Source organism: Pseudomonas sp. NFACC42-2, from assembly GCF_900116055.1.
Taxonomy (GTDB): Bacteria; Pseudomonadota; Gammaproteobacteria; order Pseudomonadales; family Pseudomonadaceae; genus Aquipseudomonas; species Aquipseudomonas marginalis.
Window position 1 is genome coordinate 36751 of the sequence record NZ_FOZO01000004.1, and the last position, 24124, is coordinate 60874.

The window sequence follows — 24124 nt, forward strand, 5'->3', positions numbered from 1 at the left end:
CAACTACGGCTAAGGGTTTAAGAGTTATCTACCGGGTTTACTCACCATCAACTCAATGATGGCCTGGTAATCCTCGGTACTGCAGTCCATGCACAAACCACGCGGCGGCATTGCCTTGAAACCCTGGGTCACGTGTTGCACCAGCGTGTCCATGCCCTGCGCCAGTCTTGGCGCCCAGGCTGCCTGGTCACCCCGTTTCGGGGCGTTCGGCAGTTGGCCGGCATGGCAAGCCACGCAAACTCGGTTGTACACCGCTTCCGGATCCTGTGTAGCCTGAGCGCCATACAGCGGAACCAGGGCACCGAAAGCGAGCAACCATCGGGTCATACATCGACCTTTTCAGGGTTTGAGAGCGTTTTGCGTTCTAATGCGCAATAAAGGTCTATCGCTCCCGTGAACTTCATCCTTCGCTGGGACAAAGCACACACAAAATCTGCGGCATTATATACTGGCGCTACTGAAACGGAAACGACACCGCTTGCCGCACCCTTTTTCGGCACCGCCCACATCGGAAATCTCATGCAACTCAAGAACCCCATCCTCGGCCTGTGCCAACAGTCCACCTTCATGCTCAGCGCCGCCAAAGTTGACCAATGCCCCGATGACGAAGGCTTTGAAGTCGCCTTTGCCGGTCGCTCCAACGCCGGTAAATCCAGCGCACTGAACACCCTGACCCACGCCAGCCTCGCGCGCACCTCGAAAACCCCGGGCCGCACGCAGTTACTCAACTTCTTCAAGCTAGACGATGATCGGCGTCTGGTCGACCTGCCGGGCTACGGTTATGCAAAAGTACCTATCCCGCTGAAGCTGCACTGGCAGCGTCACCTGGAGGCTTACCTGGGTGGCCGGGAGAGTTTGAAGGGGTTGATCCTGATGATGGATATCCGTCATCCAATGACCGACTTCGACCTGCTGATGCTTGATTGGGCGGTCGCCAGCGGCATGCCGATGCATATCCTGCTGACCAAGGCCGACAAGCTCACCTACGGCGCCGCCAAGAACACCCTGCTTAAAGTGCAGTCTGAAATCCGCAAGGGTTGGGGTGACACAATCACCATCCAGCTGTTCTCGGCACCCAAGCGCATGGGCCTGGAAGATGCCTATACCGTGCTGGCCGGCTGGATGGAATTGGCTGATAAAGGTGCGGAACTCGCCGAGTAACTTTTCTGCGGGCAAAAAAAACCCCGGACTTCGTATGGGGAGGGGAAGTTCGGGGTTCAAGTACCGGACCGCTAGGGCGGGGTCCGGATATCTGCCAACACTTAACACAACATAGGAGCATTGAAGGGCTTCACCACCCATTCAGTAACTCTGAGTAGCAGTTCACAGGTTAAGTTCCGGCAGGTTCAAAAAACTATTGGAAATAACTGCAGCGGATTTCCGATCTAAAGCACTGCGCCACCACGCTCGGTGGTGGCGCCGCCGCGAAATCAGTGCGCTTCGTCCCAGTTGTCGCCTACGCCAACGTCCACCACCAACGGCACATCCAACTGCGCGGCCGCACTCATGTGCTCGCGAATCTTCTCGCTGACCTCGGCCACCAGATCCTCACGCACCTCCAGCACCAGTTCATCGTGTACCTGCAGGATCACCTTGGCATCCAGGCCCGACGCGGTCAGCCAGTTATCCACCAGCACCATGGCTTTCTTGATGATATCCGCCGCCGTGCCCTGCATCGGCGCGTTGATCGCCGTGCGTTCTGCGGCCGCGCGCTCCTGGGGCTTGTTGGAGTTGATATCCGGCAAATACAGCCGACGTCCGAAGAAGGTTTCCACGTAGCCTTGATCGGCAGCCTGGGCGCGGGTGCGCTCCATGTACTCGCGAACGCCTGGGTAGCGGGCGAAGTACACATCGATGTAGGCCTTGGCGGTCTTGGTATCGACACCGATGTCCTTGCCGAGCTTCTGTGCCCCCATGCCGTAGATCAGGCCAAAGTTGATCGCCTTGGCACTGCGACGCTGATTGGAGGTGACCTCAGCCAATTCGACCTTGAACACCTCGGCCGCCGTGGCGGTATGCACGTCCAGGTCGTTACGGAACGCATTCATCAGCCCCTCGTCCTTGGACAGGTGCGCCATGATCCGCAGCTCGATCTGCGAATAGTCCGCCGCCAGCAGTTTGTAGCCCTTGGGCGCGACAAACGCCTGGCGGATGCGCCGCCCTTCGGCGGTGCGCACCGGGATGTTCTGCAGGTTCGGGTCGCTGGAAGACAGCCGCCCGGTCGCCGCCACCGCCTGATGATAAGAGGTGTGAACACGTCCGGTCCGCGGGTTGATCTGCTCCGGCAAGCGGTCGGTGTAAGTGCTTTTCAGCTTGCTCATGCTGCGGTACTGCATCAGTACCTTGGGCAGCGGATAGTCATCTTCGGCCAGCTTGGCCAGCACTTCCTCTGCCGTGGATGCCTGGCCCTTGCCCGTCTTTTTCAGCACCGGCAGGCCGAGTTTCTCGTAGAGAATCGCGCCGAGCTGCTTGGGCGAACCCAGATTGAATTCTTCGCCGGCGATCTCGAACGCCTGGCGCTCCAGTTCGACCATCTTGTTGCCCAGCTCGATGCTCTGGACACCGAGCAGCTGCGCATCCACCAGCGCGCCCTGGCGTTCGATACGCGCCAGCACCGGCACCAGGGGGATTTCGATGTCCGTCAACACACTCGCCAGGCTCGGTATGGCGGTGAGCTGTGCGTGCAGTGCCTGATGCAGGCGCAGCGTCACGTCCGCATCTTCGGCAGCATAAGGGCCAGCCTGCTCGAGCGGGATCTGGTCGAAGGTCAGTTGCTTGGCGCCTTTGCCGGCGATGTCCTGGAAACTGACGGTGTCGTAGTCCAGGTACTTCTTGGCCAGGCTGTCCATGTCATGGCGGGTCGCAGTGGAATTCAACACGTAGGATTCAAGCATGGTGTCGAACGCGATACCGCGCACGCTGATGCCATTCGCCGGGTCACCGCCGATGGCACAGTTGGCCAGGATATTCATATCGAACTTGGCGTGCTGGCCGACCTTGAACTTGCTCGGGTCTTCCAATAATGGCTTCAAGGCCAGCAGCACGGTGTCGCGATCCAACTGCTGCGGCGCACCGATGTAGGAATGGGTCAGCGGGATGTAGGCGGCTTCATGGGGCTGCACGGCGAAGGAAACCCCCACCAGTTGCGCCTGTTGAGCGTCGATCCCGGTGGTTTCGGTGTCGAAAGCGAACAACGTCGCGTCGTTGAGCTTCTTCAGCCAGGCATCGAATGTGGCTTGGTCGAGGATCGTGGTGTAGGTCGTTTCTGCGGGCGCCGCGGGCGCGGCCTCAACAATGTCCTCGGCAACAGGCGCGGCCTTGAGCTCCACTCGCTTGGCGTCGCGCTGAATTTCATCGAACCAGCTCTTGAACTCCAGCAGGGTGTAAAGCTCCAGCAACTTTTCGCGATCCGGTTCAATCAGGTGCAAATCGTCCAGACCCACGTCCAGCGGCACATCGATCTTGATCGTCGCCAACTGATAGGAGAGGAATGCCATCTCCTTATGCTCTTCCAGCTTCGCCGGCAGCGCCTTGGCACCGCGGATCGGCAGGGTCGGCACAATGTCCAGCTGCTCATAAAGCTCTTTGAGGCCGCCGTTCACGCCCACCAGCAAGCCGGAAGCGGTCTTCGGACCAATGCCCGGAACGCCCGGGATGTTGTCGGACGAATCGCCCATCAACGCCAGATAGTCGATGATCTGCTCCGGAGCGACGCCAAATTTCTCCTTTACGCCCTCGATGTCCATCGAGCTACCGGTCATGGTGTTGACCAGGGTAATGTGCCCGTCGACCAACTGCGCCATGTCCTTATCGCCGGTGGAGATCACCACCGGACGGTCAGCGGCGGCACTGCTGCGGGCCAGGGTGCCGATCACGTCATCGGCCTCGACGCCTTCGACGCACAGCAAAGGGAAGCCCAGGGCGATCACGCTTTGGTGCAGGGGCTCGATTTGCACGCGCATGTCATCGGGCATGCTTGGGCGGTTGGCCTTGTATTCGGCGTACATGTCATCGCGAAACGTCCCACCCTTGGCGTCGAACACTACCGCGAACGGGCTGTCCGGGTACTGCTTGCGCAGGCTTTTGAGCATGTTCAACACGCCCTTGACCGCACCGGTCGGCAGGCCTTTGGAGGTGGTCAGCGGTGGCAGCGCGTGGAACGCGCGGTACAGGTAAGACGAACCGTCCACCAGGACGAGGGGGGCTTGGCTCATGAGCAGGATCAACCTTTTCGGCGGGTCAGGCGCTAGAATAGCCGGACCAATGAAAACAAAGGGACAAGGTTATCATGCGTACATTCAATCGCCTGCTGTTGACCGGCCTGATTGCACTCGCTCCGATGGCTGCCATGGCGGCAGACAGCGCGCCTTCGGGTGATCCGGAAGTGACCATTCGCACGGAAGGCGACCGGACCATCCAGGAGTACCGTCAAAACGGTTTCCTGTATGCAATCAAGGTGACCGTAAAAGGCGCGCCTCCGTATTTCCTGGTACGCGCGGACGGAACCGACGCGAACTTCATCCGCTCTGACCAGCCGGATATGCTGATCCCGTCATGGAAGATCTTCGAATGGAAATGATTTCTTAACTTCAATTGGCGCCGCGCACCGCGGCGCCCGTACTGGCAGTTTTAACCATGTCTGTGTTCACCCCCCTGGCTCGGCCCGAGCTGGAAACCTTTCTCGCCCCCTACGGGCTCGGCCGCCTGCTTGACTTCCAGGGGATTGCCGCTGGTAGCGAAAACACCAATTTCTTTATCAGCCTGGAACAGGGCGAGTACGTCTTGACCCTGGTTGAGCGCGGCCCCGTGCAGGAAATGCCGTTCTTCATCGAACTGCTCGACGTGCTCCACGACGCCGACCTGCCGGTGCCCTACGCCCTGCGCACCACCGATGGCGTGGCCCTGCGCGAATTGGCCGGCAAACCGGCACTGCTGCAACCGCGCCTGGCCGGCAAGCACATCAAGGACGCCAACCCACAGCATTGTGCCCAGGTCGGCGACCTGCTCGGCCATCTGCACCTGGCGACGCAAGGCGAGAAAGTGCTGGAGCGCAAGACCGATCGCGGGCTGGACTGGATGCTCAGCGAAGGTGCGCAGCTGATTTCGCACCTGGACGATGCGCAGCAAAGACTGCTGCAAGCAGCATTGACTGAAATCGAAGCCCATAAGGCCGAGATCCTCGCCCTGCCACGTGCCAACGTGCACGCCGACCTGTTCCGTGACAACGCAATGTTCGAAGGCACGCACCTGACGGGCTTGATCGACTTCTACAACGCCTGCTCCGGGCCGATGCTGTACGACGTGGCGATCGCCCTGAATGACTGGTGTTCGCACGCCGATGGCGTGATTGATGGCCCGCGCGCTCGAGCGCTGCTGGGTGCCTACGCCGGCCTGCGGCCGTTCACGGCCAAGGAGGCCGAGCTATGGCCAACCATGTTGCGGGTGGCGTGCGTGCGGTTCTGGCTGTCGCGCCTGATCGCCGCTGAGTCCTTTGCCGGGCAGGATGTGTTGATCCACGATCCCGCCGAGTTCGAGCATCGGTTGACGCAGCGTCAGCAGGTCACCGTCCACCTGCCATTCGCGCTCTAAGGACCAACCCGGTCAAAATGTGGGAGGGGGCTTGCTCCCGATGGCGGTGGACCAGTCAACTGATCATCGACTGAAACGCCATCATCGGAAGCAAGCCCCCCTCGCACATTTGATCTGCGCTGCGGCTTATAACGACTCCAGGCACCCTGCCAAGTCATTCCCCAATTTCTCCAGCACCTGCTCATAACCCTGGGCCGTGGCCGGGGTGTAGCCGCCCAGCGCATCCAATTCCGCCAGCTTCACCGGCAAACCTGCCACCAAGGTTTCGGCCAGACGCGGACGCAACGGCGGCTCACTGAACACACAGGTCTTGCCCACTTCCTGCAAACGCGTACGCATCGCCGCCACATGCTGGGCGCCAGGCTGCACTTCGGCAGCAACGCTGAACACGCCGGTGTGCTTGAGCCCGTAGGCGTCTTCGAAGTAATCAAAGGCTTCGTGGAACACGAAGTAAGGTTTGTCACCGATGCTCGCCAGGCGTTTTTTCAGGCGCGCATCCAGTGCATCCAGGCGCTCGTCGAAAGCCTTGGCATTGCTCTGATAACGCGCGGCGTTCACTGGGTCGGCGGCACTGAGGTCAGCGGCCATACGCGCTGCGATCACCCGAGCGTTCACCGTGGACAGCCACAGGTGCGCATCCAGGCTCCCCGGGCGGTGATCATGGTCATGTTCGTCGGCATCGTCGGCGTGGGAATGGCTATCTTCGGCGAACCGACGCAATTTCAGCCCCGGAAGGTCTTGAACCGCTACGGTCGGTGCGGTACGCCCCTTGAGCACGCGAGGCAGGAAGCCCTCCATGTCCGGCCCGATCCAATACAGCAGATCGACCGACTGCACGCGCCGTACGTCGGATGGGCGCAAGGCGAAGTTATGGGGCGATGCACCCGGCGGCAGCAATACCTCCGGAACCGCCACACCGTCCTGCACGGCAGCGGCAATCAACTGCAATGGCTTGATGCTTGTGAGCACCTTTACCTCGGCCTGAGCGGCACCAGCGAGGAACAAACTGGTGACAAATACGACAAAAACGGGAAAAAGTCGGGACACGATGACCACTCAATGACGTAGGAACGGGTAACATAATAACGTCTCTATCAAATATCTGTCGCCGCTCATGCCTAAAACACCGCTTGCCAGCCGTCCACACGACCACTCTCACTGCGTGCATACCGCGCTGTCGGAGGCCGACACCCTGTGCGCACAGAAAGGCTTGCGCCTGACCGCCCTGCGTCGCCGGGTGCTGGAACTCGTCTGGCAGAGCCACAAGCCCCTGGGTGCCTACGACATCCTGGGTGTGCTCAGCGAGCAGGACGGCCGCCGGGCCGCGCCGCCTACCGTGTACCGCGCGCTGGATTTCCTGCTGGAAAACGGCCTGGTGCACCGCATTGCCTCGCTCAACGCCTTTGTCGGCTGCAACCACCCGGAACACGCGCATCAGGGCCAGTTCCTGATCTGCCGCGAGTGCCACGCCGCCATCGAGCTTGAACAAAAGAGCATCAGCGACGCCATCATCAAGAGCTCCGCCGACGTTGGCTTCCGGGTCGAAGGGCAGACGGTCGAAGTGGTCGGCCTGTGCTCGGGCTGCCAGGGGGCTTGATGAGCAATGCGTTAATTCGCCTGGAGCAGGTCGGCGTCACGTTTGCCGGGCAGAACGTGCTGGACAACATCGCGTTGAGCGTCGAACCGGGGCAGATCGTCACCCTGATCGGCCCCAATGGCGCCGGCAAGACCACCCTGGTGCGCGCCGTACTCGGCCTGCTCAAGCCCGACACCGGCAGCGTGTGGCGCAAGCCCAGGCTGCGCGTGGGCTACATGCCGCAAAAGCTGCACGTTGATCCGACCCTGCCCTTGTCCGTACTGCGGTTTTTGCGCCTGGTGCCCGGTGTGGATCGCGCCCGCGCGCAGGCCGCCCTCAAGGAAGTCGGTGCCGAGCAGGTCATCGACAGCCCGGTGCAAAGCATCTCCGGCGGCGAAATGCAGCGCGTGCTGCTGGCCCGTGCCCTGTTGCGCGAGCCCGAGTTGCTGGTGCTGGATGAACCCGTGCAGGGCGTCGACGTCGCCGGCCAGGCCGAGCTGTACAGCCTGATCACCCGCCTGCGCGACCGCCATGGCTGCGGCGTGCTGATGGTCTCCCATGACTTGCACCTGGTGATGAGCACCACCGACCAGGTGGTATGCCTCAACCGCCACGTGTGCTGCTCCGGCCACCCGGAACAAGTCAGCAACGACCCGGCGTTCGTCGAACTGTTCGGCAAGAACGCCCAGAGCCTGGCGATCTATCACCACCATCACGATCACGCCCATGACCTGCATGGCGCTGTCGTTGACGATCCCGCGACGCCCCACACCCACGTTCATGGAGATAGCTGCAAGCATGGCTGATTTTCTGCTTTACGCCCTGCTGGCAGGCTTGGCTCTGGCGCTGGTGGCGGGCCCGCTGGGCTCGTTCGTGGTCTGGCGGCGCATGGCGTATTTTGGCGACACCTTGTCCCACGCCGCGCTGCTGGGCGTGGCCATGGGCTTCCTGCTGGATGTGAGCCCGACCATCGCCGTGACCGTGGGCTGCCTGCTGCTGGCGGTACTGCTGGTGACCCTGCAACAGCGCCAGCCACTGGCCTCGGACACCCTGCTGGGCATCCTGGCGCCGAGCACGCTGTCCCTGGGCCTGGTGGTGCTGAGCTTTATGCATGAAGTGCGCATCGACCTGATGGCCTATCTGTTCGGCGACCTGCTGGCGATCAGCCCCACCGATCTTGCCTGGATTCTCGGCGGCAGCGCTGCAGTATTGGTGCTGTTGGTCGCCCTGTGGCGCCCACTGCTGGCCATCACGGTGCATGAAGAACTGGCCAGGGTCGAAGGTTTGCCCGTATCTGCGTTGCGCATGGCCCTGATGCTGCTGATTGCCGTGGTGATCGCTGTCGCGATGAAGATTGTCGGCGTATTGTTGATCACGTCGCTGTTGATCATTCCCGCCGCCGCCGCCCAGCGCCACGCCCGCTCACCGGAGCAGATGGCGATCGGTGCCAGCCTGTTGGGGATGCTGGCAGTGTGCGGGGGCCTGGCGTTGTCATGGTTCAAGGACACGCCGGCCGGACCGTCGATTGTAGTCACGGCGGCCGCCCTGTTTTTGCTGAGTTTTGTCCTGCCCCGTCGAGGGGTGTAGACTTGCTCGCTTTTTGCGCAAATAGAGAGTCGCAGGAATGAAGCTGTTCACCTCCCGTTATCTGCTCCTTGCCGCGTTTTCCCTGCTGCTGGGCGCCTGTCAAAGCACACCGCCCGCCGCCCCAGAGGCCCCGGATCCGCGTGCTGCGGCCATCGCGCAGCTGGAGCAAAACCTGGCCAGCAGTGAGCTGGCCACCGCCGAAGACCAACTGGCCGCGCTGCAGGCCCAGTCGCCCAATGACCCGACGCTGGAACCCTACCAACGGCAATTGGCCGAGGCTTACCTGCAGCGCAGCCAGATCGTGCTGCAAAAAGGCGACGTAAACGCCGCCGCCACCGCCCTGAGCCGTGCCCGTGCACTGATGCCCAAGGCGCCGGCGCTGACCGGTGGCGTCAACAGCGCCATCACCCACGCCCGTAAAGTCGAGCTGGATAAAGCCGAAGAGGCCCTCAAGGCCGCCGAAGCCAAGCCCGCTGCCAAGGTCATCGACCCGGCCGCGCCAAGCACCACCGTGGCGCTGAACCTCACTGATATTGAAGCGCTGCGCCATCAACTGGATGCGATTGCCACCGACGTGGTGAATTACCAGTGCGATGTGACGATCCAGGCACCGCGCACTCAGGACTACCCGTGGCTGGCCACGTTGCTGACCAAACGGGTGAAGCGTATTGATTCGGGGTATGACCTGAAGATACACCGGCAGATTCTGAATCATATTCAGGCGCAGGTTGTGCTGATTCCGCGCAAGGCGGAATAACGCATCGGGGGCAAGCTCCTCTCACATTTGAATTGTGAGAGGGGCTTGCCCCCGATAGCGATCCAACAAGCAACCAATAAATTAAGCCGGAATCGCCTTAGCCTTCGGCTCACGATCCCAAACCCGATGCTGTGCAATCGCGGCAAAAAACGCCTTGAACGCCTTCGCATCAGAACCCACGATCAACCCCGCATCCGTCTCCAGCTTCAGCAGATCCAGCAGTGGTTTCGCGTCACTGGCAACCGCAATCGCCTTCAGGTGTTTGTAGGCTTCCAGAACGTAATGCAGCGCCACACCATCACCGCTCAGTGCTTTCACCGACTCTTTTCCGCCCGGGATAAACACGGCGTCAAACGCAATCGACGGCATGCCTTCCATCGACGCATCCACCGGCAGGCGCTTGCCATCCGCCGTCTTCACCGGCGCCGAGGTCGGCCCCAGCAACTTGGCATGGGCACCTTCTGTCTCCAGGGCTTTTTTCAGCGCATCGATTGCCGCGCCATCCACACCGTCAGCCGCGAGAATCGCGACTTTGCGCGTCTTGATATCGCCAGACAGCAGGTTCACCTGGCTCAATGCCGGCGACTCTTTCAGCGAAGACTCACGCGGCGCTACCGTGCCTTTGGTCGGTGCCGGCAGACCAAGGTTCTGCGCCACGCGCTTGGCCAGTTCCAGATCGATATTGGCCAGAATCTCGTTGACCTGACGCGCGCGGATAAACTCGCGCTCCACCTTGCCCAACTCGAAGCTGTAGGCCGCGATGATGTGCTCTTTCTCGTGGTGGCTCATGCTGTGGAAAAACAGCGCAGCCTGGGAGAAGTGGTCGCCAAACGACTCACTGCGCTCACGCACCTTATTGGCGTCTACACGCTCGTAATAGGTCTCGAAACCACCATCCTGGGCGGCCGGCGGCGTTTCTTTCGGCCAACCACCATCAATCGAATTCGGCTCGTACGCGGCTCGGCCCTTGTCGATCACGGTCCGATGCTGGGCGTCGCGCTGGCCGTTGTGGAAAGGTACTACCGGCCGGTTGATCGGCAGCTCATGGAAGTTCGGCCCACCGAGGCGGCTGATCTGCGTATCCGTGTAGGAAAACAGACGACCTTGCAGCAACGGGTCGTTGGTGAAGTCGATACCCGGCACGATATGGCCCGGGCAAAACGCGACCTGCTCGACTTCGGCAAAGAAGTTATCCGGGTTGCGGTTCAGCACCATCTTGCCCAGCGGCGTGATCGGCACCAGTTCCTCGGGGATGATCTTGGTCGGATCGAGCAGGTCAAAGTCGAACTTATGCTCGTCTTCTTCCGCAACGATCTGCACACCCAGCTCCCACTCAGGGTAGTCGCCGCTTTCAATCGCTTCCCACAGGTCACGGCGGTGGTAATCGGTATCTTTACCGGCAAGCTTTTGCGCTTCGTCCCACACCAGGGAGCAGGTGCCGACCTTCGGGTGCCAGTGGAACTTCACAAAGCTCGACTTACCTTCGGTATTGATCAAGCGGAAGGTGTGAATGCCAAACCCCTGCATGGCACGCAGGCTTTTTGGAATGGCGCGGTCAGACATCGCCCAGATCACCATGTGCGCCGATTCCGGCTGCAACGAAACAAAATCCCAGAACGTATCGTGGGCCGAGCCGCCGGTAGGAATTTCGTTGTGCGGCTCAGGTTTTACCGCATGCACGAAGTCGGGAAACTTGATCGCATCCTGAATGAAAAACACCGGCATGTTGTTGCCGACCAGGTCGAAGTTGCCCTCGTCGGTAAAGAACTTCACCGCGAAACCGCGCACGTCACGCACCGTATCGCCCGAGCCACGCGGGCCCTGCACGGTGGAGAAACGCACGAACACCGGGGTTTTATGCTCGGGGTTACGTAGGAAACCCGCCTTGCTCAGCGCGGAATGGTTTTCATAGGTCTGGAAATAGCCATGGGCGCCGGTGCCCCGGGCATGCACGATGCGCTCGGGGATACGCTCATGGTCAAAGTGCGTGATTTTTTCACGCATGATGAAGTCTTCCAGCAGCGAGGGGCCGCGGGCACCGACTTTCAAGGTGTTCTGGTTGTCGGAGATCTTCACGCCTTGGTTGGTACGCAGGGCCTGGCCGGTCGCATCGGAACGGAATTCCTCCAGGGCTTGCAGCTTGGCGTTGGTGTTGCCACGGTCCAGAGTGTCGGTGCCTGCAAGTTCACTCTTCGACGGGGTGGCTGGCTTCTTGGTACTCATCAGTCAAAACTCCTTATTCAAAGTGGCCAGAGCGGTCCCCGGCTCGTTTGAGCAAAACCCCAGGCACGGCACCTGGGAAATCGAGTTGCTTAAGTAGTGACTGACACGGTTTTCTGCCGTTCCTTTTTTATGACCTTTGATCGCGTTATTGCCAAATCACTGGTTGAATGCGAAATAAATGCTAAGAAACGCTATACGGACAGGCTAAAATGCGCGCCCGGCTAACCGCTGATCCCTTTTCAATGCGCCCCACAAGGTTCGCTACGTGATCGAGTTTCAAAACGTCCATAAAACCTACCGCGTCGCCGGTAAGGATATTCCCGCGCTGTACCCCACCAGCCTGCGCGTCGACAACGGCCAGGTGTTTGGCCTGATCGGCCACTCGGGTGCAGGTAAAAGCACGCTGCTGCGCCTGATCAACCGCCTGGAAGAGCCAAGCGGCGGCCAGATCACGGTGGACGGCGAAGAAGTCACCGCCCTGGACGCCAACGGCCTGCGCCGTTTCCGCCAGCAGGTCGGGATGATCTTCCAGCACTTCAACCTGCTGGCGTCCAAGACCGTTGCCGACAATGTGGCCCTGCCACTGACCCTGGCCGGCGAATTGTCGCGCAAGGACATCGACCAACGTGTCGCCGAGCTACTTGCCCGCGTCGGCCTGTCGGACCACGCCAGGAAGTACCCGGCGCAGTTGTCTGGCGGCCAGAAGCAACGCGTCGGCATCGCCCGCGCCCTGGCGACCAAGCCGAAAATCCTGCTGTGCGACGAGGCCACCAGCGCCCTCGACCCGCAAACCACCGCCTCGGTCCTGCAACTGCTGGCCGAGATCAATCGCGAGTTGAAACTGACCATCGTGCTGATCACCCATGAAATGGATGTGATCCGCCGCGTGTGTGACCAGGTAGCCGTGATGGACGCCGGCGTGATCGTCGAGCAAGGCTCGGTGGCCGACGTGTTCCTGCACCCCAAGCACCCGACCACCAAGCGCTTCGTGCAGGAAGCCGAGCAGGTCGATGAAGGCGAGCAGCGTGATGACTTCGCCCATGTACCGGGTCGCATCGTACGGCTGACGTTCCAGGGTGAAGCGACCTACGCGCCATTGCTGGGTACCGTCGCCCGCGAAACGGGGGTGGACTACAGCATCCTCGCCGGCCGCATCGACCGCATCAAAGACATCCCCTACGGGCAACTGACCCTTGCGGTCACCGGCGGTGACATGGAAGCGGCCTTTGCCCGCTTTACCGCCGCAGACGTCCACATGGAGGTGCTGCGCTGATGGACGTTTTCTTGAGTTTCTTCGCCAATATCGACTGGTCCGAAATCTGGCTCGCCACCGGCGACACCATGATCATGCTGTTCGGTTCGCTGTTCTTCACCGTGGTATTGGGCCTGCCTTTGGGCGTGCTGTTGTTCCTCACCAGCCCACGCCAGCTGTTCGAGCAAAAAGGCCTGTATGCACTGCTGTCGCTGGTCGTGAACATCCTGCGCTCGCTGCCGTTCATCATCCTGCTGATCGTGATGATCCCGTTCACCGTGCTGATCACCGGTACATCCCTGGGCGTAGCGGGCGCGATCCCGCCGCTGGTCGTAGGGGCCACGCCTTTCTTCGCGCGCCTGGTGGAAACCGCCTTGCGTGAAGTGGACCGCGGCATCATCGAGGCCACCCAGTCCATGGGGGCCAGCACCCGCCAGATCATCATCAACGCGCTGCTGCCCGAAGCACGCCCCGGCATCTTCGCGGCGATAACGGTGACGGCGATTACCCTGGTGTCCTACACGGCCATGGCCGGTGTCGTCGGTGCCGGCGGCCTGGGTGACCTGGCGATCCGTTTCGGTTACCAGCGCTTCCAGACCGATGTGATGGTGGTCACCGTGGTAATGCTGTTGATCCTGGTGCAAATTCTGCAAACCGTCGGCGACAAGCTGGTGGTGCACTTTTCTCGAAAATAACGGCCATTGCCGGTCAAAAGCCGGCACATGCCCGAACAAGGAGCTTGTTGGATGAAAAAACTACTGGTTGCTTTCGCCGCCGTTGCCGCGTTTTCCGCCCACGCCGCCGAGACCCTGAAAGTCGCTGCCTCGCCGGTGCCCCACGCGGAAATCCTGGAATTCGTGAAGCCTGCCCTCGCCAAAGAAGGCGTGGACCTGCAAGTCAAAGTCTTCACCGATTACGTACAGCCCAACGTCCAGGTAGCGGAAAAACGCCTGGACGCGAACTTCTTCCAGCACCAGCCATACCTGGATGAATTCAACAAAGCCAAAGGCACTCACCTGGTGAGCGTCGGCGCTGTGCACCTGGAGCCCCTGGGCGCTTACTCCAGCAAGTACAAAAAACTGGAAGACCTGCCTGACGGCGCCAACGTGGTGATCCCGAACGACGCCACCAACGGAGGCCGTGCGCTGTTGCTGCTGGCCAAGCACAACCTGATCACCCTGAAGGACCCGACCAACATCCTGTCGACCATCAAGGACATCACTGCAAACCCGAAAAACCTGAAATTCCGCGAACTCGAAGCCGCCACCCTGCCGCGCGTGCTGACCCAGGTCGACCTGGCGCTGATCAACACCAACTATGCGCTGGAAGCCAAGCTGGACCCGTCCAAGGACGCCCTGGTGATCGAAGGCAATGACTCGCCTTACGTGAACATCCTCGTGAGCCGCGAAGACAACCAGGATTCGGACGCGATGAAGAAGCTGATTGCAGCCCTGCACACCCCTGAGGTGAAGCAATTCATCCAAGAGAAGTACAAAGGCGCGATCCTGCCGGCGTTCTGATCCGACGCGATCTCAAAAAAATGTGGGAGGGGGCTTGCCCCCGATGGCGGAGTATCAGTCGACATAGATGTTGACTGAACGACTGCCATCGGGGGCAAGCCCCACATGTGTTGTGCATTGCCTGTTACTTGCGCTGCAATAGCCCCGGCAGTTGCGCCACCAGCTTCTGGTTGTTCAACGGCGCACGGATAAAGCCGCGCTGGGTACCATCCGGACCGATCAGCGCGAGGTTGCCGCTGTGGTCGACGGTGTAGTTGGGCTTGCTGGTGTCTGCCGGGATGAACGGGATGCTCACGGCATTCGAAACCTTCTGCACATCCTCCACGTTCGCGCCGGTGAGGCCTTGGAATTGCGGGTCGAAGTAGCCCAGGTACTGCTTGAGCTGGGTCGGGGTGTCGCGGTTCGGGTCGACGCTGACCAGGATTACCTGCAACTTGTCCACAGCCTCCTTAGGCAACTCGCTCTTGATCTGGCGCAGTTGGGCGAGGGTGGTCGGGCAGATGTCGGGGCAGAAGGTGTAGCCGAAGAACAGCAGGCTCCACTTGCCTTTCAACTCGTTGACCAGCACCGGCTGGCCTTCCTGGTTGGTCATGGTCACCGGCGGCAGCTGGCGGCTTTGCGGCAGCAGGATGATGCCGGCATCAATCAATGCCGTAGGGTCGCCCTGGCCCTTGCCCGAGAGCACTTTGTTAACGGTCAGGCCCATGATCAACGCGACGATGGCCACCAGGATAAAGACGGTTTTTTGAGTTCGAGTCATAGGTTCAACAGTAAGTAGTGGTCTACGAGCAGGGCGATAAACAGCAGGAACAGGTACCAGATAGAGTACTTGAAGGTGTTGATCGCCGCGTGCGGCTGAGCGCCACGGTACAGCACCCAGGCCCATTGCAGAAAGCGTCCGCCCAAAACCAGCGCACAGGCCAGGTAGAGCGGGCCGCTCATGTGGATCACATAGGGCATCAGGCTCACCGCCAACAGGGCGAAGGTATAGAGCAGGATATGCACCTTGGTGTAGTGCTCGCCGTGAGTGACCGGCAGCATCGGGATATCGGCCTTGGCGTATTCCTCCTTGCGGTGAATGGCCAGGGCCCAGAAGTGCGGCGGCGTCCAGGCGAAGATGATCAGCACCAGCAACAAGGGCTCGGCGCTGACATGGCCGGTAACGGCGACCCAGCCCAACAGCGGTGGCGCGGCACCGGCAAGGCCTCCGATGACAATATTTTGTGGCGTCGCACGCTTGAGAAAACCGGTGTAGACCACCGCATAACCTAGCAGCGAAGCCAGCGTCAGCCATGCCGCCAGGGGGTTGGTAAACGCCAGCAACAAGGCCAACCCTGCAACGGCTAGAAACAAAGCAAAGGCCAGCGCCGCCACCGGCGACACACGCCCCTCCGCCAACGGCCGCTTATGGGTGCGAGCCATCACTGCATCAATCCGCCGGTCCACCACATGGTTCACCGCCGCCGCGCCACCGGCACACAGGGCTATCCCCAGGTTGCCGAAAATCAGCACCGCCCACGGCACGCCGGCGCGGGTCGCGAGGAACATGCCGACCAGGGAGGTGATGAGCATCAGCACCACCACTTTCGGCTTGGTCAGCTCCAGGTAATCGCGCCAGATCGCCTGGCTGTGGCGCGCGCCGATCAAGGTCGCCATGGCATCTCTCCTTTAAGGGTGATGAGGCCCGATACGTGTTTGCGCGGGCTGAAGCGCCAGCCGAAGGGCAACTGGTGACGCACCCGGACCAAACTGGTGCGGGCGTGGTAATTGACCAGCACCAGGGTCAATAACAACGCTGCACCGCCGGCGTTATGGCCGACCGCAACCGGCAGCGGCAGGTGGAAATACACGTTGCTCAGGCCCAGGCTGATTTGTGCCGCCAGGGCAATCAACAGCAGGCCCGCGAGCCGCGTCATACCCACCGCGCGCAGCTGCCAGGCCAGACCCGCAAGCACCAGGGTGACCAGCACCGCACCGATGCGGTGGGTCAGGTGGATGGCGGTGCGCGCGTCACTGTCGAGCTGGCCGCCAAGGTAATTGGGGCCGATGTGCTGGGTCAGGTGAAAGCCGTTGGCGAAGTCAGCCGCAGGCCACCACTGGCCATGGCAGGTGGGTAAATCGATGCAGGCCACCGCTGCGTAGTTGGAACTGACCCAGCCGCCCAAGGCGATCTGACCGATCACCAGTACCAGGCCGGCCGTGGCCCAATATTGCAGGCGCTTGGGTACGATCAACGCGGGCAACACCCCAGACAAGCGCAGGGTCAGCAGGAACAACAGGCTCAAGGTCGCAAAGCCGCCCAACAAATGCCCCGTCACCACCTGGGGCCACAGCTTCAAGGTCACCGTCCACATGCCAAACGCCGCCTGGGCGAACACCACCATCAATAGAAACAACGGCAGTTTCACTGGCTGGCCCGGATCACGCCGATGGCTCCACGAACGCGCCGCCAACAGCACAATCAACAGGCCCAGGGTGCCGGCGAAGTAGCGATGGGTCATCTCGGCCCAGCCCTTGTCAGCCTCCACCGGCGTATCGGGAAAATGCAATTCGGCATGGGCCAACTGGGCCTCGCTTTGCGGCACGCTGATAAAGCCGTAGCAGCCCGGCCAGTCCGGGCAACCGAGGCCGGCGTGGGTCAGGCGGGTGTAGGCGCCAAGCAGCACGACGATCAGCGCCAGCAGAGTGGCAAACAACGCGAGGCGAAATCCAGGTTTGGCCATGACGATGCCCTTATCCGATGTTCGACAGTTTCAACAGGTGGCGCAGGTCATTGAGCAAGTCCTTGCCCTTGACCTTGGCGTCGTAGCGCAGCACCAGGTTACCGTGGGGGTCGACGATCCACAGTTGCGCAGCGCCCGGCGCGGCGGCGTTTTTGGTGAAGGTAGAGAGGTCCAGTGAGTAGCGCTGCAATTGCGGGTATTCAGCCTTGAGCTTGGCGTCATAGTCGGCACCGACCGGTTGCGCACTGGCCAAGGCATGGCTGGCGCGTGAAGCGTCGCGCCCCAGGCCGATCTGCAACTGGCGCGCGAGGTACACCAGTTGCCGGCAATCGGCGGCGCAGGCGGCAGGCGCGGTGACCAGCAACTGCCAGCGCTGTTCATCGGCCTGCACGCCAATATCGGCGCGGGTCTGACCGTTACCGATCATTTCTCCGTGGTAGCTGCGACTGTCCGGCACCCAGAACTGCAGTTTGTACATGAAGGTGGCCAGCACCATCGGACCGATCACCATCAGCAGGATCAGCATCAGCTGCCAGCGGCCTTTGCGCCGATCAGGTACCTCAGACATGTTGAGTGGATTCGTGGCCGTTCCCATGGGGCTTCTCCTTTGTGGTGTGCCATCCGAGGTAGAGGTAAAGAGCCAGTAGCGCCAGGGACATGGCGAACCACTGCACCGCGTAGGCCAAGTGTTTTTCCGGACCCATCGCAACGATGGGCCAGGTGGTTTCGTACGTGCCGGGGCCGGCTTCAGCACGCAGTTCATAGGCAAAACCGTTGCGGCCCAGCTCGGCCCACAGCGCGGCGGGGTGCAACGCGGTCAACAGGCGCGGCCATTGCACGGTCGTGGGGTCAGCATGCAGCTGGAAGGTTTCGCCGGGCGCGACATACACCCAGGCGTCGAGATTCAAGGGCTGAGCGGGAGTAGTGAAGACGGGCGGGGTGCGCCGATCCGGCCACGGCAACCAGCCCCGATTGAGCAATAGCCACAGGCCGCTGGCCTGGTCATGAAAGGGTTGCAGCAGCTCGACACCCGCCTTGCCGTCGCGCATGCGGTTATCCAGCAATACGCTGTGCTCGGCATCGAACTGGCCGCGCAGATGCACGCGGCGAAAGGCCGGGTCCGCCATATCCCCGAGTTGCACACTGCTGATCGGCTCAGCGGCGCGGCGTTCGGCATAGCTGTCCACCAGCAACTGCTTCTCATGGCCGCGCGACAGCTGCCAGACGCCCAGGCCCACCATCAAAGGCAGCAGAATCATCACCACCACGGTTGGTGCGATACCTGGACGAAAGCGTTTCATGGCGCTGGCTATACTTGTTTTCATTGCCCGCCCATCCCCTTGATGCCCACCAACGCCAGGAACCAGACCATGCTCAAAGCAGCCATTGCCCTGATGCTGATCGCGACCGTCGTGAGCCTGTTCAGTGGCCTGTTCTTCCTGGTCAAGGACGAGGGCAACTCCAACCGCCTCGTCACGGCCTTGACCGTGCGTGTGGTACTGGCCGTGATCACCGTGGCATTGATCGCCTGGGGGTTTTTCAGCGGCCAGCTGGTATCTCATGCGCCCTGGTAAGTCGCCTCACAGCACATAGACGAAGAAAAACAGCCCGATCCACACCACATCCACGAAGTGCCAATACCAACTGGCTGCCTCGAAACCGAACTGATGCTCGGCATTGAAATGCCCGCGCAGGATGCGCATCAGCATCACAAACAAAATGATGGTGCCGATGGTCACGTGAGCACCGTGGAAGCCCGTGAGCATAAAGAACGTCGCGCCGTACACCCCCGAACCCAAGGTCAGGCCCAGCTCTTTATAGGCGTGGATGTATTCCTCGGCCTGGAACCCGAGGAATGCCAGGCCCAGCAAGACGGTGATCGCCAGCCAGATCTTCAGCGCGCCGCGATGTCCCTTGCGCAAGGCGTGGTGGGCAATGGTGATGGTCACGCTGGAACTCACCAGCAGGATGGTGTTCACCAACGGCAAGCCCCACGGGCTGATGGTGCCCTCCGGCGCGGGATAGAGCTTAGGGTCCGGGTTGTTGAGCAACGGCCAGGCAAACTCGAAGTTCGGCCACAGCATGTGCGCAATACCTTTGGGGCCTTCGCCGGCCAACGCGGGGCCGGACAAGTGGCGCACGTAGAACAGCGCACCGAAGAACGCGATAAAGAACATCACCTCGGAAAAAATGAACCAGGTCATGCCCCAGCGAAACGAGCGGTCCATCTGTGCGCTGTACAAACCGGCGCGGCTTTCCTTGATCACTGCACCGAACCAGCCAAACAGCATGTAGGCCAGCAACAGCCCTCCGACGAAAAAGATCCACGGCCCGTGGGATTCCGGGCGTGCCGCCTTCAGGTCGTTGAACCACACGGCCAGGCCATACACGGTGACCAGCATGCCAATCGTGGCAATTATCGGCCATTTGCTTTGCGCTGGTACGTAGTACGTATCATGAGTCGACATGTATTCGCTCTCCTGATTGAGCGGGCAAACAGTAGCTAGCCGCCGGTACGGACAGCCACGGGCGGTTGGCGCGCAGTGATATCAAACAGCGTGTACGCCAGGGTCAAATGCTTCACATCCTTGGGCATGTCACGGTCGACAATAAAACGCACCGGCATCTCGATGCGCTGGCCAGGCTGCAGCACTTGCTGGGTGAAGCAAAAGCATTCGGTCTTGTGGAAGTACATCGCCGCTTCGGCGGGGGAAATGCTCGGCACCGCCTGGGCGGTCATCGGCTTGTCAGTGGGGTTGTAGGCCACGAACAGCATCTCGGTGACGGCGCCGGGGTTGACCACCACCTCATCAGCCTTGGAATGAAACTCCCAGACCATGTCGATGGCATTGGTGGACAGGAACTGCACCCGTACCTGACGCGTGAGGTCGACGACCTGCTCGCCTTCGTACTGCCCGGCCGTCTTGCCGTTGATGCCGAATGCCCTGCACATCACGTCGTAGATCGGCACCAGGGCAAAGCCGAAGGCGAACATCGCCACCACCAGGATCAGCAGGCGGGTAACCAGGCGCTTGAGGGGCACGGAGTCAGCCATGACCACCTCCGCTCACCCTGTTCATTTGACCTCCGGTGGCGTGGTGAAGGTGTGGTACGGCGCGGGCGAGGGCACGCTCCACTCCAGGCCTTCGGCGCCATCCCATGGCTTGGCCGGCGCGGGCGGGCCGCCACGGATGCACTTGATCACGATAAACAGGAAGAAGATCTGCGTGGCGCCAAACATGAACGCGCCAATCGACGAGACCATATTGAAGTCGGCGAACTGCAGGTTGTAGTCCGGCACCCGACGCGGCATGCCGGCCAGCCCCACGAAGTGCATCGGGAAGAACGCCATGTTCATGCCCACGAAAGACAGCCAGAAATGCAGCTTGCCCAGGGTTTCGTCGTACATGTGGCCGGTCCATTTCGGCAGCCAGTAGTAGGCCGAGGCGAAGATGCCGAAGATCGCACCAGGCACCAGTACGTAATGGAAGTGCGCCACCACAAAATAGGTGTCGTGGTACTGGAAGTCCGCCGGGGCAATCGCCAGCATCAATCCGGAGAAGCCGCCGATGGTGAACAGGATCACGAAGGCCACGGCAAACAGCATCGGCGTCTCGAAGGTCAGCGAGCCTTGCCACATGGTACTGACCCAGTTGAACACCTTCACGCCGGTGGGCACCGCAATCAGCAACGTGGCGTACATGAAGAACAACTCGCCGACCAACGGAATGCCCACCACGAACATATGGTGCGCCCACACGATAAACGAGAGGAACGCGATGCTCGCCGTGGCGTAGACCATCGACGTATAGCCGAACAACGGCTTGCGCGAGAAGGTCGGGATAATCGAACTGACGGCGCCAAACGCCGGCAGGATCATGATGTACACCTCGGGGTGGCCGAAGAACCAGAACACATGCTGGAACAGCACCGGATCACCCCCACCGGCCGCGCTGAAGAAGCTGGTACCGAAGTGGATGTCCATCAACATCATGGTCACGCAGCCGGCCAGCACCGGCATCACCGCGATCAGCAGGAATGCGGTGATCAGCCAGGTCCAGACGAACAGCGGCATTTTCATCAAGGTCATGCCGGGCGCGCGCAGGTTGAGGATGGTGGCAACCACGTTGATCGCGCCCATGATCGAGCTGATGCCCATCAAGTGGATGGCGAAGATGAAGAACGTCACGCTTTCCGGCGCGTAGGTGGTGGAGAGCGGGGCGTAGAACGTCCAGCCGAAATTCGGCCCGCCACCGGGCGTGAACAGGGTCGAGACCAGCAGCAGGAACGCCGCCGGCAGCAGCCAGAAGCTGAAGTTGTTCATGCGCGGCAAGGCCATGTCCGGCGCGCCGATCATCAGCGGAATCATCCAGTTGGCCAGGCCGACAAACGCCGGCATTACCGCACCGAACACCATGATCAGGCCGTGCATGGTGGTCATCTGGTTGAAAAACGCCGGCTCGACGATCTGCAGGCCAGGCTGGAACAGCTCGGCTCGGATCACCATGGCGAACGAGCCGCCAAGCAGGAACATGGTGAACGCGAACCACAGGTACATCGTGCCGATGTCCTTATGGTTGGTGGTCAGCACCCAGCGCATCAAGCCTTTGGCGGGGCCGTGGGCATGGTCACCGGCGTGGCCATGGTCATCGATCACAGCGCTCATGGCCGTTCTCCTGCAAGCGAATGGGCGGGGCGGTTCGGGGTATACGCAATGAATGAAGTCATTTGCTTTCCGCCTGCTTGATGGCCAGCACGTCTTTAGGCGTGACCATGTCGCCTTTGTTGTTACCCCAGGCGTTGCGCTCGTAGGTCACCACGGCGGCGATATCCACTTCCGAGAGCTGCTTGCCGAATGCGGCCATCGCCGTACCGGGCTTGCCGTGGTAGACGAGGCTCAGGTGACCTTCCTTGGGCCCGGTGGCGATTTTCGAACCCTTGAGGGCCGGGAACATCGGTGGCAAGCCCTGGCCTTCGGCCTGGTGACAGGCCACGCAGGTGGTGTGATAGACCTTGTCACCACGGGCCACCAGCTCTTCAAGTGTCCACTCCTTGGAGGTCAGTTCCTTGAGCTTGGCGGCCTCTGCCTTACGCTCGCCGAGCCAGGTGTCGTAGTCGGCCTTGGACTTGACCTCGACCACGATGGGCATGAAACCGTGGTCCTTGCCGCACAGTTCGGCGCACTGGCCACGGTAGATGCCGGGCTTCTCGACGCGGGTCCAGGCTTCGTTGACGAACCCCGGGATGGCGTCACGCTTGACCGCAAAGGCCGGCACCCACCAGGAGTGGATCACGTCGGCGGCGGTCACCAGGAAGCGCACCTTGGCGCCCACCGGGAGCACCAGCGGCTGGTCGACTTCCAGCAGGTAATGTTCGCCCTTGGTGGCCTGGTTATGGATCTGCTCGGCGGGCGTGGCCAGGTTGCTGAAGAACTCCACGTCCTGGCCCAGGTATTTGTAGTGCCACTTCCACTGATAGCCGGTGACCTGGATATCGATATCCGACTCGGTGCTGTCGTAGATATTGATCAGGGTCTTGGTCGCCGGAATGGCCATCGCGACCAGGATCAGCAAGGGCACCACGGTCCAGAGGATTTCCACGGTGGTGCTTTCGTGGAATTTGGCCGCCACCTGGCCCGTAGAGCGGCGATGAAGGATCATCGACCAGAACATCGCGCCAAAAACGACAATGCCGATCACTACACAGATCCAGAAAATGGTCATGTGCAGGTCGAACACAGCGTGACTGACTTCAGTTGCCCCTGGTGCCATATTCGTTGTCCAGGCGGCGTGCGCCTGGCCGAATACCGACCACAACAGGAGGCCCATCCAAACATGTGGATGTCGCGTCATTGCGGGTTCCCCTTATCGTTCTTGTTATCCCGCCGGTTTGCACCTGCGTCGAAGGGAGCGGCTTCCATACTGCTTACAACCGCTTAGCCTTACCTGCTTATGCAGTCTGGCGTCATCAGCTAATCGCGTACAAACCCGAGTATAGACACGCTCTGCAACCCCGCAATGTGTAGGGGCAAATGAGCAAAAATGAGTGGCCAGGCCTAATAAAACCGGGGGGCGGAATCGTTTATCCGACCAACGATGGCAATTCGATATAACGCCTGTGCATAACCATGAAATAATTATGACAAATGCGTCTTAGGCGCTCGTATAAACGAGCTACCTTATGCTGTCCCTATTCCTACGCCTGCTTCACTGGAGCCTTCATGAACACCGCCGCATTGCGCGAGCAGATTTCCCGTGCCCATCAACACGAATCCAGCACTGGCCAGTTGGCCAAGCAGTTGGAAGAGCAATTGCCGCACCTGCATTCGGCCATTTCCCTGGCTGATGGCGATCGCAACATTGTCATGACCCGCTTCGTCACGGCCTACATCGATCTCGTGCCGGACCTGCTGGACGCCGCCAACGACGTGGCCCGCGAGGCCGGCATCGAAAGCCAGATCAAGCCAGTGCTGAAAATCGCCGAGCATTTCTTCCTGCAGCCCCCCGCCATCCTGGCCGGCCATGAAGGGCTCGACGGCCTGCTGGACGAGGCTTACCTGGCCCATCGCCTGGTGGAAGAGGTCAACGATTTGTATATCAAACACTTTGGCCAGCCACTGATTCCGGCAGATACCACCGTGGCCAACGTGATTGCCCATCAGTTGATCGGCGAAGCATTCGCCAACCAGCTGGATGAAGCCGTTCATCATGCGGTGGATGAAATGCTCAACGAAGACAGCTTTGCACTGGAGTCTGTCGAAGCATATCGCGAACAGCTGAAAAGCCCGGCAACGGAAGCCGCGTGGAAGCGCTGGCCGTGCCTGTCCCGCCAGCTGGGGGTTGAATTGGCGCTGGACCAGCCGGCTTAAATCCTGAATTAGACAGAGAAACGAATGTG

Annotated in this window: 25 protein-coding genes; 12 read left to right on the plus strand and 13 right to left on the minus strand. The window is 60.8% G+C overall.

Annotated features, from left to right (window positions below):
* Positions 1-24 precede the first annotated feature (24 nt).
* Positions 25-327, minus strand: a complete 303-nt coding sequence (locus tag BM416_RS10975; protein WP_027608029.1) for a c-type cytochrome — start codon at positions 325-327, stop codon at positions 25-27.
* Positions 328-519: 192 nt separating this feature from the next.
* Between BM416_RS10975 and yihA the strand changes: the two genes are divergently transcribed.
* Positions 520-1161 carry a ribosome biogenesis GTP-binding protein YihA/YsxC gene (gene yihA, locus BM416_RS10980; RefSeq protein ID WP_027608030.1) on the plus strand — a complete coding sequence of 214 codons (642 nt, stop codon included), beginning with the start codon at positions 520-522 and terminating at the stop codon, positions 1159-1161.
* A gap of 269 nt (positions 1162-1430) precedes the next feature.
* Here yihA and polA read toward each other — a convergent pair whose 3' ends face one another.
* Positions 1431-4214, minus strand: coding sequence for a DNA polymerase I (gene polA, locus BM416_RS10985; RefSeq protein ID WP_092488097.1), 2784 nt, complete (start codon positions 4212-4214; stop codon positions 1431-1433).
* Between the two features lie 74 nt (positions 4215-4288).
* Between polA and BM416_RS10990 the strand changes: the two genes are divergently transcribed.
* Together BM416_RS10990 and BM416_RS10995 are read left to right on the plus strand one after the other, a co-directional pair.
* Positions 4289-4579 carry a DUF2782 domain-containing protein gene (locus BM416_RS10990; protein ID WP_060756492.1) on the plus strand — a complete coding sequence of 97 codons (291 nt, stop codon included), beginning with the start codon at positions 4289-4291 and terminating at the stop codon, positions 4577-4579.
* 56 nt (positions 4580-4635) lie between these two features.
* Entirely contained in the window at positions 4636-5589 is a 954-nt protein-coding gene (locus BM416_RS10995) for a homoserine kinase (protein WP_092488098.1), read from the plus strand.
* Between the two features lie 126 nt (positions 5590-5715).
* On the opposite strand, the gene BM416_RS11000 is transcribed toward BM416_RS10995, so the two are convergent.
* Entirely contained in the window at positions 5716-6645 is a 930-nt protein-coding gene (locus BM416_RS11000) for a zinc ABC transporter substrate-binding protein (protein ID WP_043293815.1), read from the minus strand.
* 58 nt (positions 6646-6703) lie between these two features.
* On the opposite strand from BM416_RS11000, the gene zur reads away from it, so the two are divergent.
* Genes zur through BM416_RS11020 form a run of 4 tightly spaced genes read left to right on the plus strand, consistent with a single transcriptional unit; the run spans position 6704 to position 9509 of the window.
* Positions 6704-7186: a zinc uptake transcriptional repressor Zur gene (zur, locus tag BM416_RS11005; RefSeq protein WP_026136513.1), complete on the plus strand. Its 483-nt coding sequence runs from the start codon at positions 6704-6706 to the stop codon at positions 7184-7186.
* Entirely contained in the window at positions 7186-7971 is a 786-nt protein-coding gene (znuC, locus tag BM416_RS11010) for a zinc ABC transporter ATP-binding protein ZnuC (protein ID WP_027608035.1), read from the plus strand. The genes zur and znuC overlap by 1 nt, the downstream gene beginning before the upstream one ends.
* Positions 7964-8752, plus strand: coding sequence for a zinc ABC transporter permease subunit ZnuB (gene znuB, locus BM416_RS11015; RefSeq protein WP_092488099.1), 789 nt, complete (start codon positions 7964-7966; stop codon positions 8750-8752). Before znuC ends, znuB begins: the two co-directional genes overlap by 8 nt.
* Before the next feature lie 37 nt (positions 8753-8789).
* Positions 8790-9509, plus strand: coding sequence for a PA5502 family lipoprotein (locus tag BM416_RS11020; RefSeq protein WP_092488100.1), 720 nt, complete (start codon positions 8790-8792; stop codon positions 9507-9509).
* 81 nt (positions 9510-9590) lie between these two features.
* Here the strand turns inward: BM416_RS11020 and katE are convergent, their stop codons facing one another.
* Positions 9591-11732, minus strand: coding sequence for a catalase HPII (katE, locus tag BM416_RS11025; protein WP_092488101.1), 2142 nt, complete (start codon positions 11730-11732; stop codon positions 9591-9593).
* A gap of 265 nt (positions 11733-11997) precedes the next feature.
* Between katE and BM416_RS11030 the strand changes: the two genes are divergently transcribed.
* The 3 genes from BM416_RS11030 to BM416_RS11040 are packed head-to-tail and all read left to right on the plus strand — an operon-like array spanning position 11998 to position 14504.
* Positions 11998-13005 (plus strand): methionine ABC transporter ATP-binding protein, encoded by a 1008-nt coding sequence (locus BM416_RS11030; RefSeq protein ID WP_092488102.1) that lies wholly within the window; start codon positions 11998-12000, stop codon positions 13003-13005.
* Complete coding sequence (locus BM416_RS11035) at positions 13005-13679, plus strand: methionine ABC transporter permease (protein WP_065926851.1); 675 nt, start codon at positions 13005-13007, stop codon at positions 13677-13679. Before BM416_RS11030 ends, BM416_RS11035 begins: the two co-directional genes overlap by 1 nt.
* Positions 13680-13730: 51 nt before the next feature.
* Complete coding sequence (locus BM416_RS11040; RefSeq protein WP_027608041.1) at positions 13731-14504, plus strand: MetQ/NlpA family ABC transporter substrate-binding protein; 774 nt, start codon at positions 13731-13733, stop codon at positions 14502-14504.
* A gap of 124 nt (positions 14505-14628) precedes the next feature.
* Here BM416_RS11040 and BM416_RS11045 read toward each other — a convergent pair whose 3' ends face one another.
* From BM416_RS11045 to BM416_RS11065, 5 genes are read right to left on the minus strand one after another with little or no spacing between them, the layout of a single operon-like run.
* Positions 14629-15264, minus strand: coding sequence for an SCO family protein (locus tag BM416_RS11045; RefSeq protein WP_092488103.1), 636 nt, complete (start codon positions 15262-15264; stop codon positions 14629-14631).
* Positions 15261-16160: a heme o synthase gene (gene cyoE / locus BM416_RS11050; protein WP_027608043.1), complete on the minus strand. Its 900-nt coding sequence runs from the start codon at positions 16158-16160 to the stop codon at positions 15261-15263. Before cyoE ends, BM416_RS11045 begins: the two co-directional genes overlap by 4 nt.
* Entirely contained in the window at positions 16148-17227 is a 1080-nt protein-coding gene (locus BM416_RS11055) for a COX15/CtaA family protein (RefSeq protein ID WP_092488104.1), read from the minus strand. The genes cyoE and BM416_RS11055 overlap by 13 nt, the downstream gene beginning before the upstream one ends.
* 10 nt (positions 17228-17237) lie before the next feature.
* Positions 17238-17822 carry a hypothetical protein gene (locus BM416_RS11060; RefSeq protein ID WP_092488105.1) on the minus strand — a complete coding sequence of 195 codons (585 nt, stop codon included), beginning with the start codon at positions 17820-17822 and terminating at the stop codon, positions 17238-17240.
* Positions 17788-18552, minus strand: coding sequence for an SURF1 family protein (locus BM416_RS11065; protein WP_065937873.1), 765 nt, complete (start codon positions 18550-18552; stop codon positions 17788-17790). The genes BM416_RS11060 and BM416_RS11065 overlap by 35 nt, the downstream gene beginning before the upstream one ends.
* Before the next feature lie 45 nt (positions 18553-18597).
* Between BM416_RS11065 and BM416_RS11070 the strand changes: the two genes are divergently transcribed.
* Positions 18598-18801: a twin transmembrane helix small protein gene (locus BM416_RS11070; protein WP_016978774.1), complete on the plus strand. Its 204-nt coding sequence runs from the start codon at positions 18598-18600 to the stop codon at positions 18799-18801.
* A 6-nt stretch (positions 18802-18807) separates the two neighbouring features.
* Here the strand turns inward: BM416_RS11070 and BM416_RS11075 are convergent, their stop codons facing one another.
* Genes BM416_RS11075 through coxB form a run of 4 tightly spaced genes read right to left on the minus strand, consistent with a single transcriptional unit; the run spans position 18808 to position 23079 of the window.
* Positions 18808-19695 (minus strand): cytochrome c oxidase subunit 3, encoded by an 888-nt coding sequence (locus BM416_RS11075; RefSeq protein WP_027608047.1) that lies wholly within the window; start codon positions 19693-19695, stop codon positions 18808-18810.
* 35 nt (positions 19696-19730) lie between these two features.
* A complete protein-coding gene (locus BM416_RS11080) occupies positions 19731-20282 on the minus strand; it encodes a cytochrome c oxidase assembly protein (RefSeq protein ID WP_092488106.1) in 552 nt (183 codons plus the stop codon).
* A gap of 21 nt (positions 20283-20303) precedes the next feature.
* Positions 20304-21893 carry a cytochrome c oxidase subunit I gene (gene ctaD, locus BM416_RS11085; protein WP_024072609.1) on the minus strand — a complete coding sequence of 530 codons (1590 nt, stop codon included), beginning with the start codon at positions 21891-21893 and terminating at the stop codon, positions 20304-20306.
* A 58-nt stretch (positions 21894-21951) separates the two neighbouring features.
* The gene (coxB, locus tag BM416_RS11090) at positions 21952-23079 is read right to left on the minus strand and encodes a cytochrome c oxidase subunit II (protein WP_065926843.1); all 1128 of its coding nucleotides are present in this window, start codon (positions 23077-23079) and stop codon (positions 21952-21954) included.
* 368 nt (positions 23080-23447) lie between these two features.
* On the opposite strand from coxB, the gene BM416_RS11095 reads away from it, so the two are divergent.
* Positions 23448-24095 (plus strand): hypothetical protein, encoded by a 648-nt coding sequence (locus BM416_RS11095; RefSeq protein WP_027608050.1) that lies wholly within the window; start codon positions 23448-23450, stop codon positions 24093-24095.
* Positions 24096-24124: the final 29 nt, after the last annotated feature.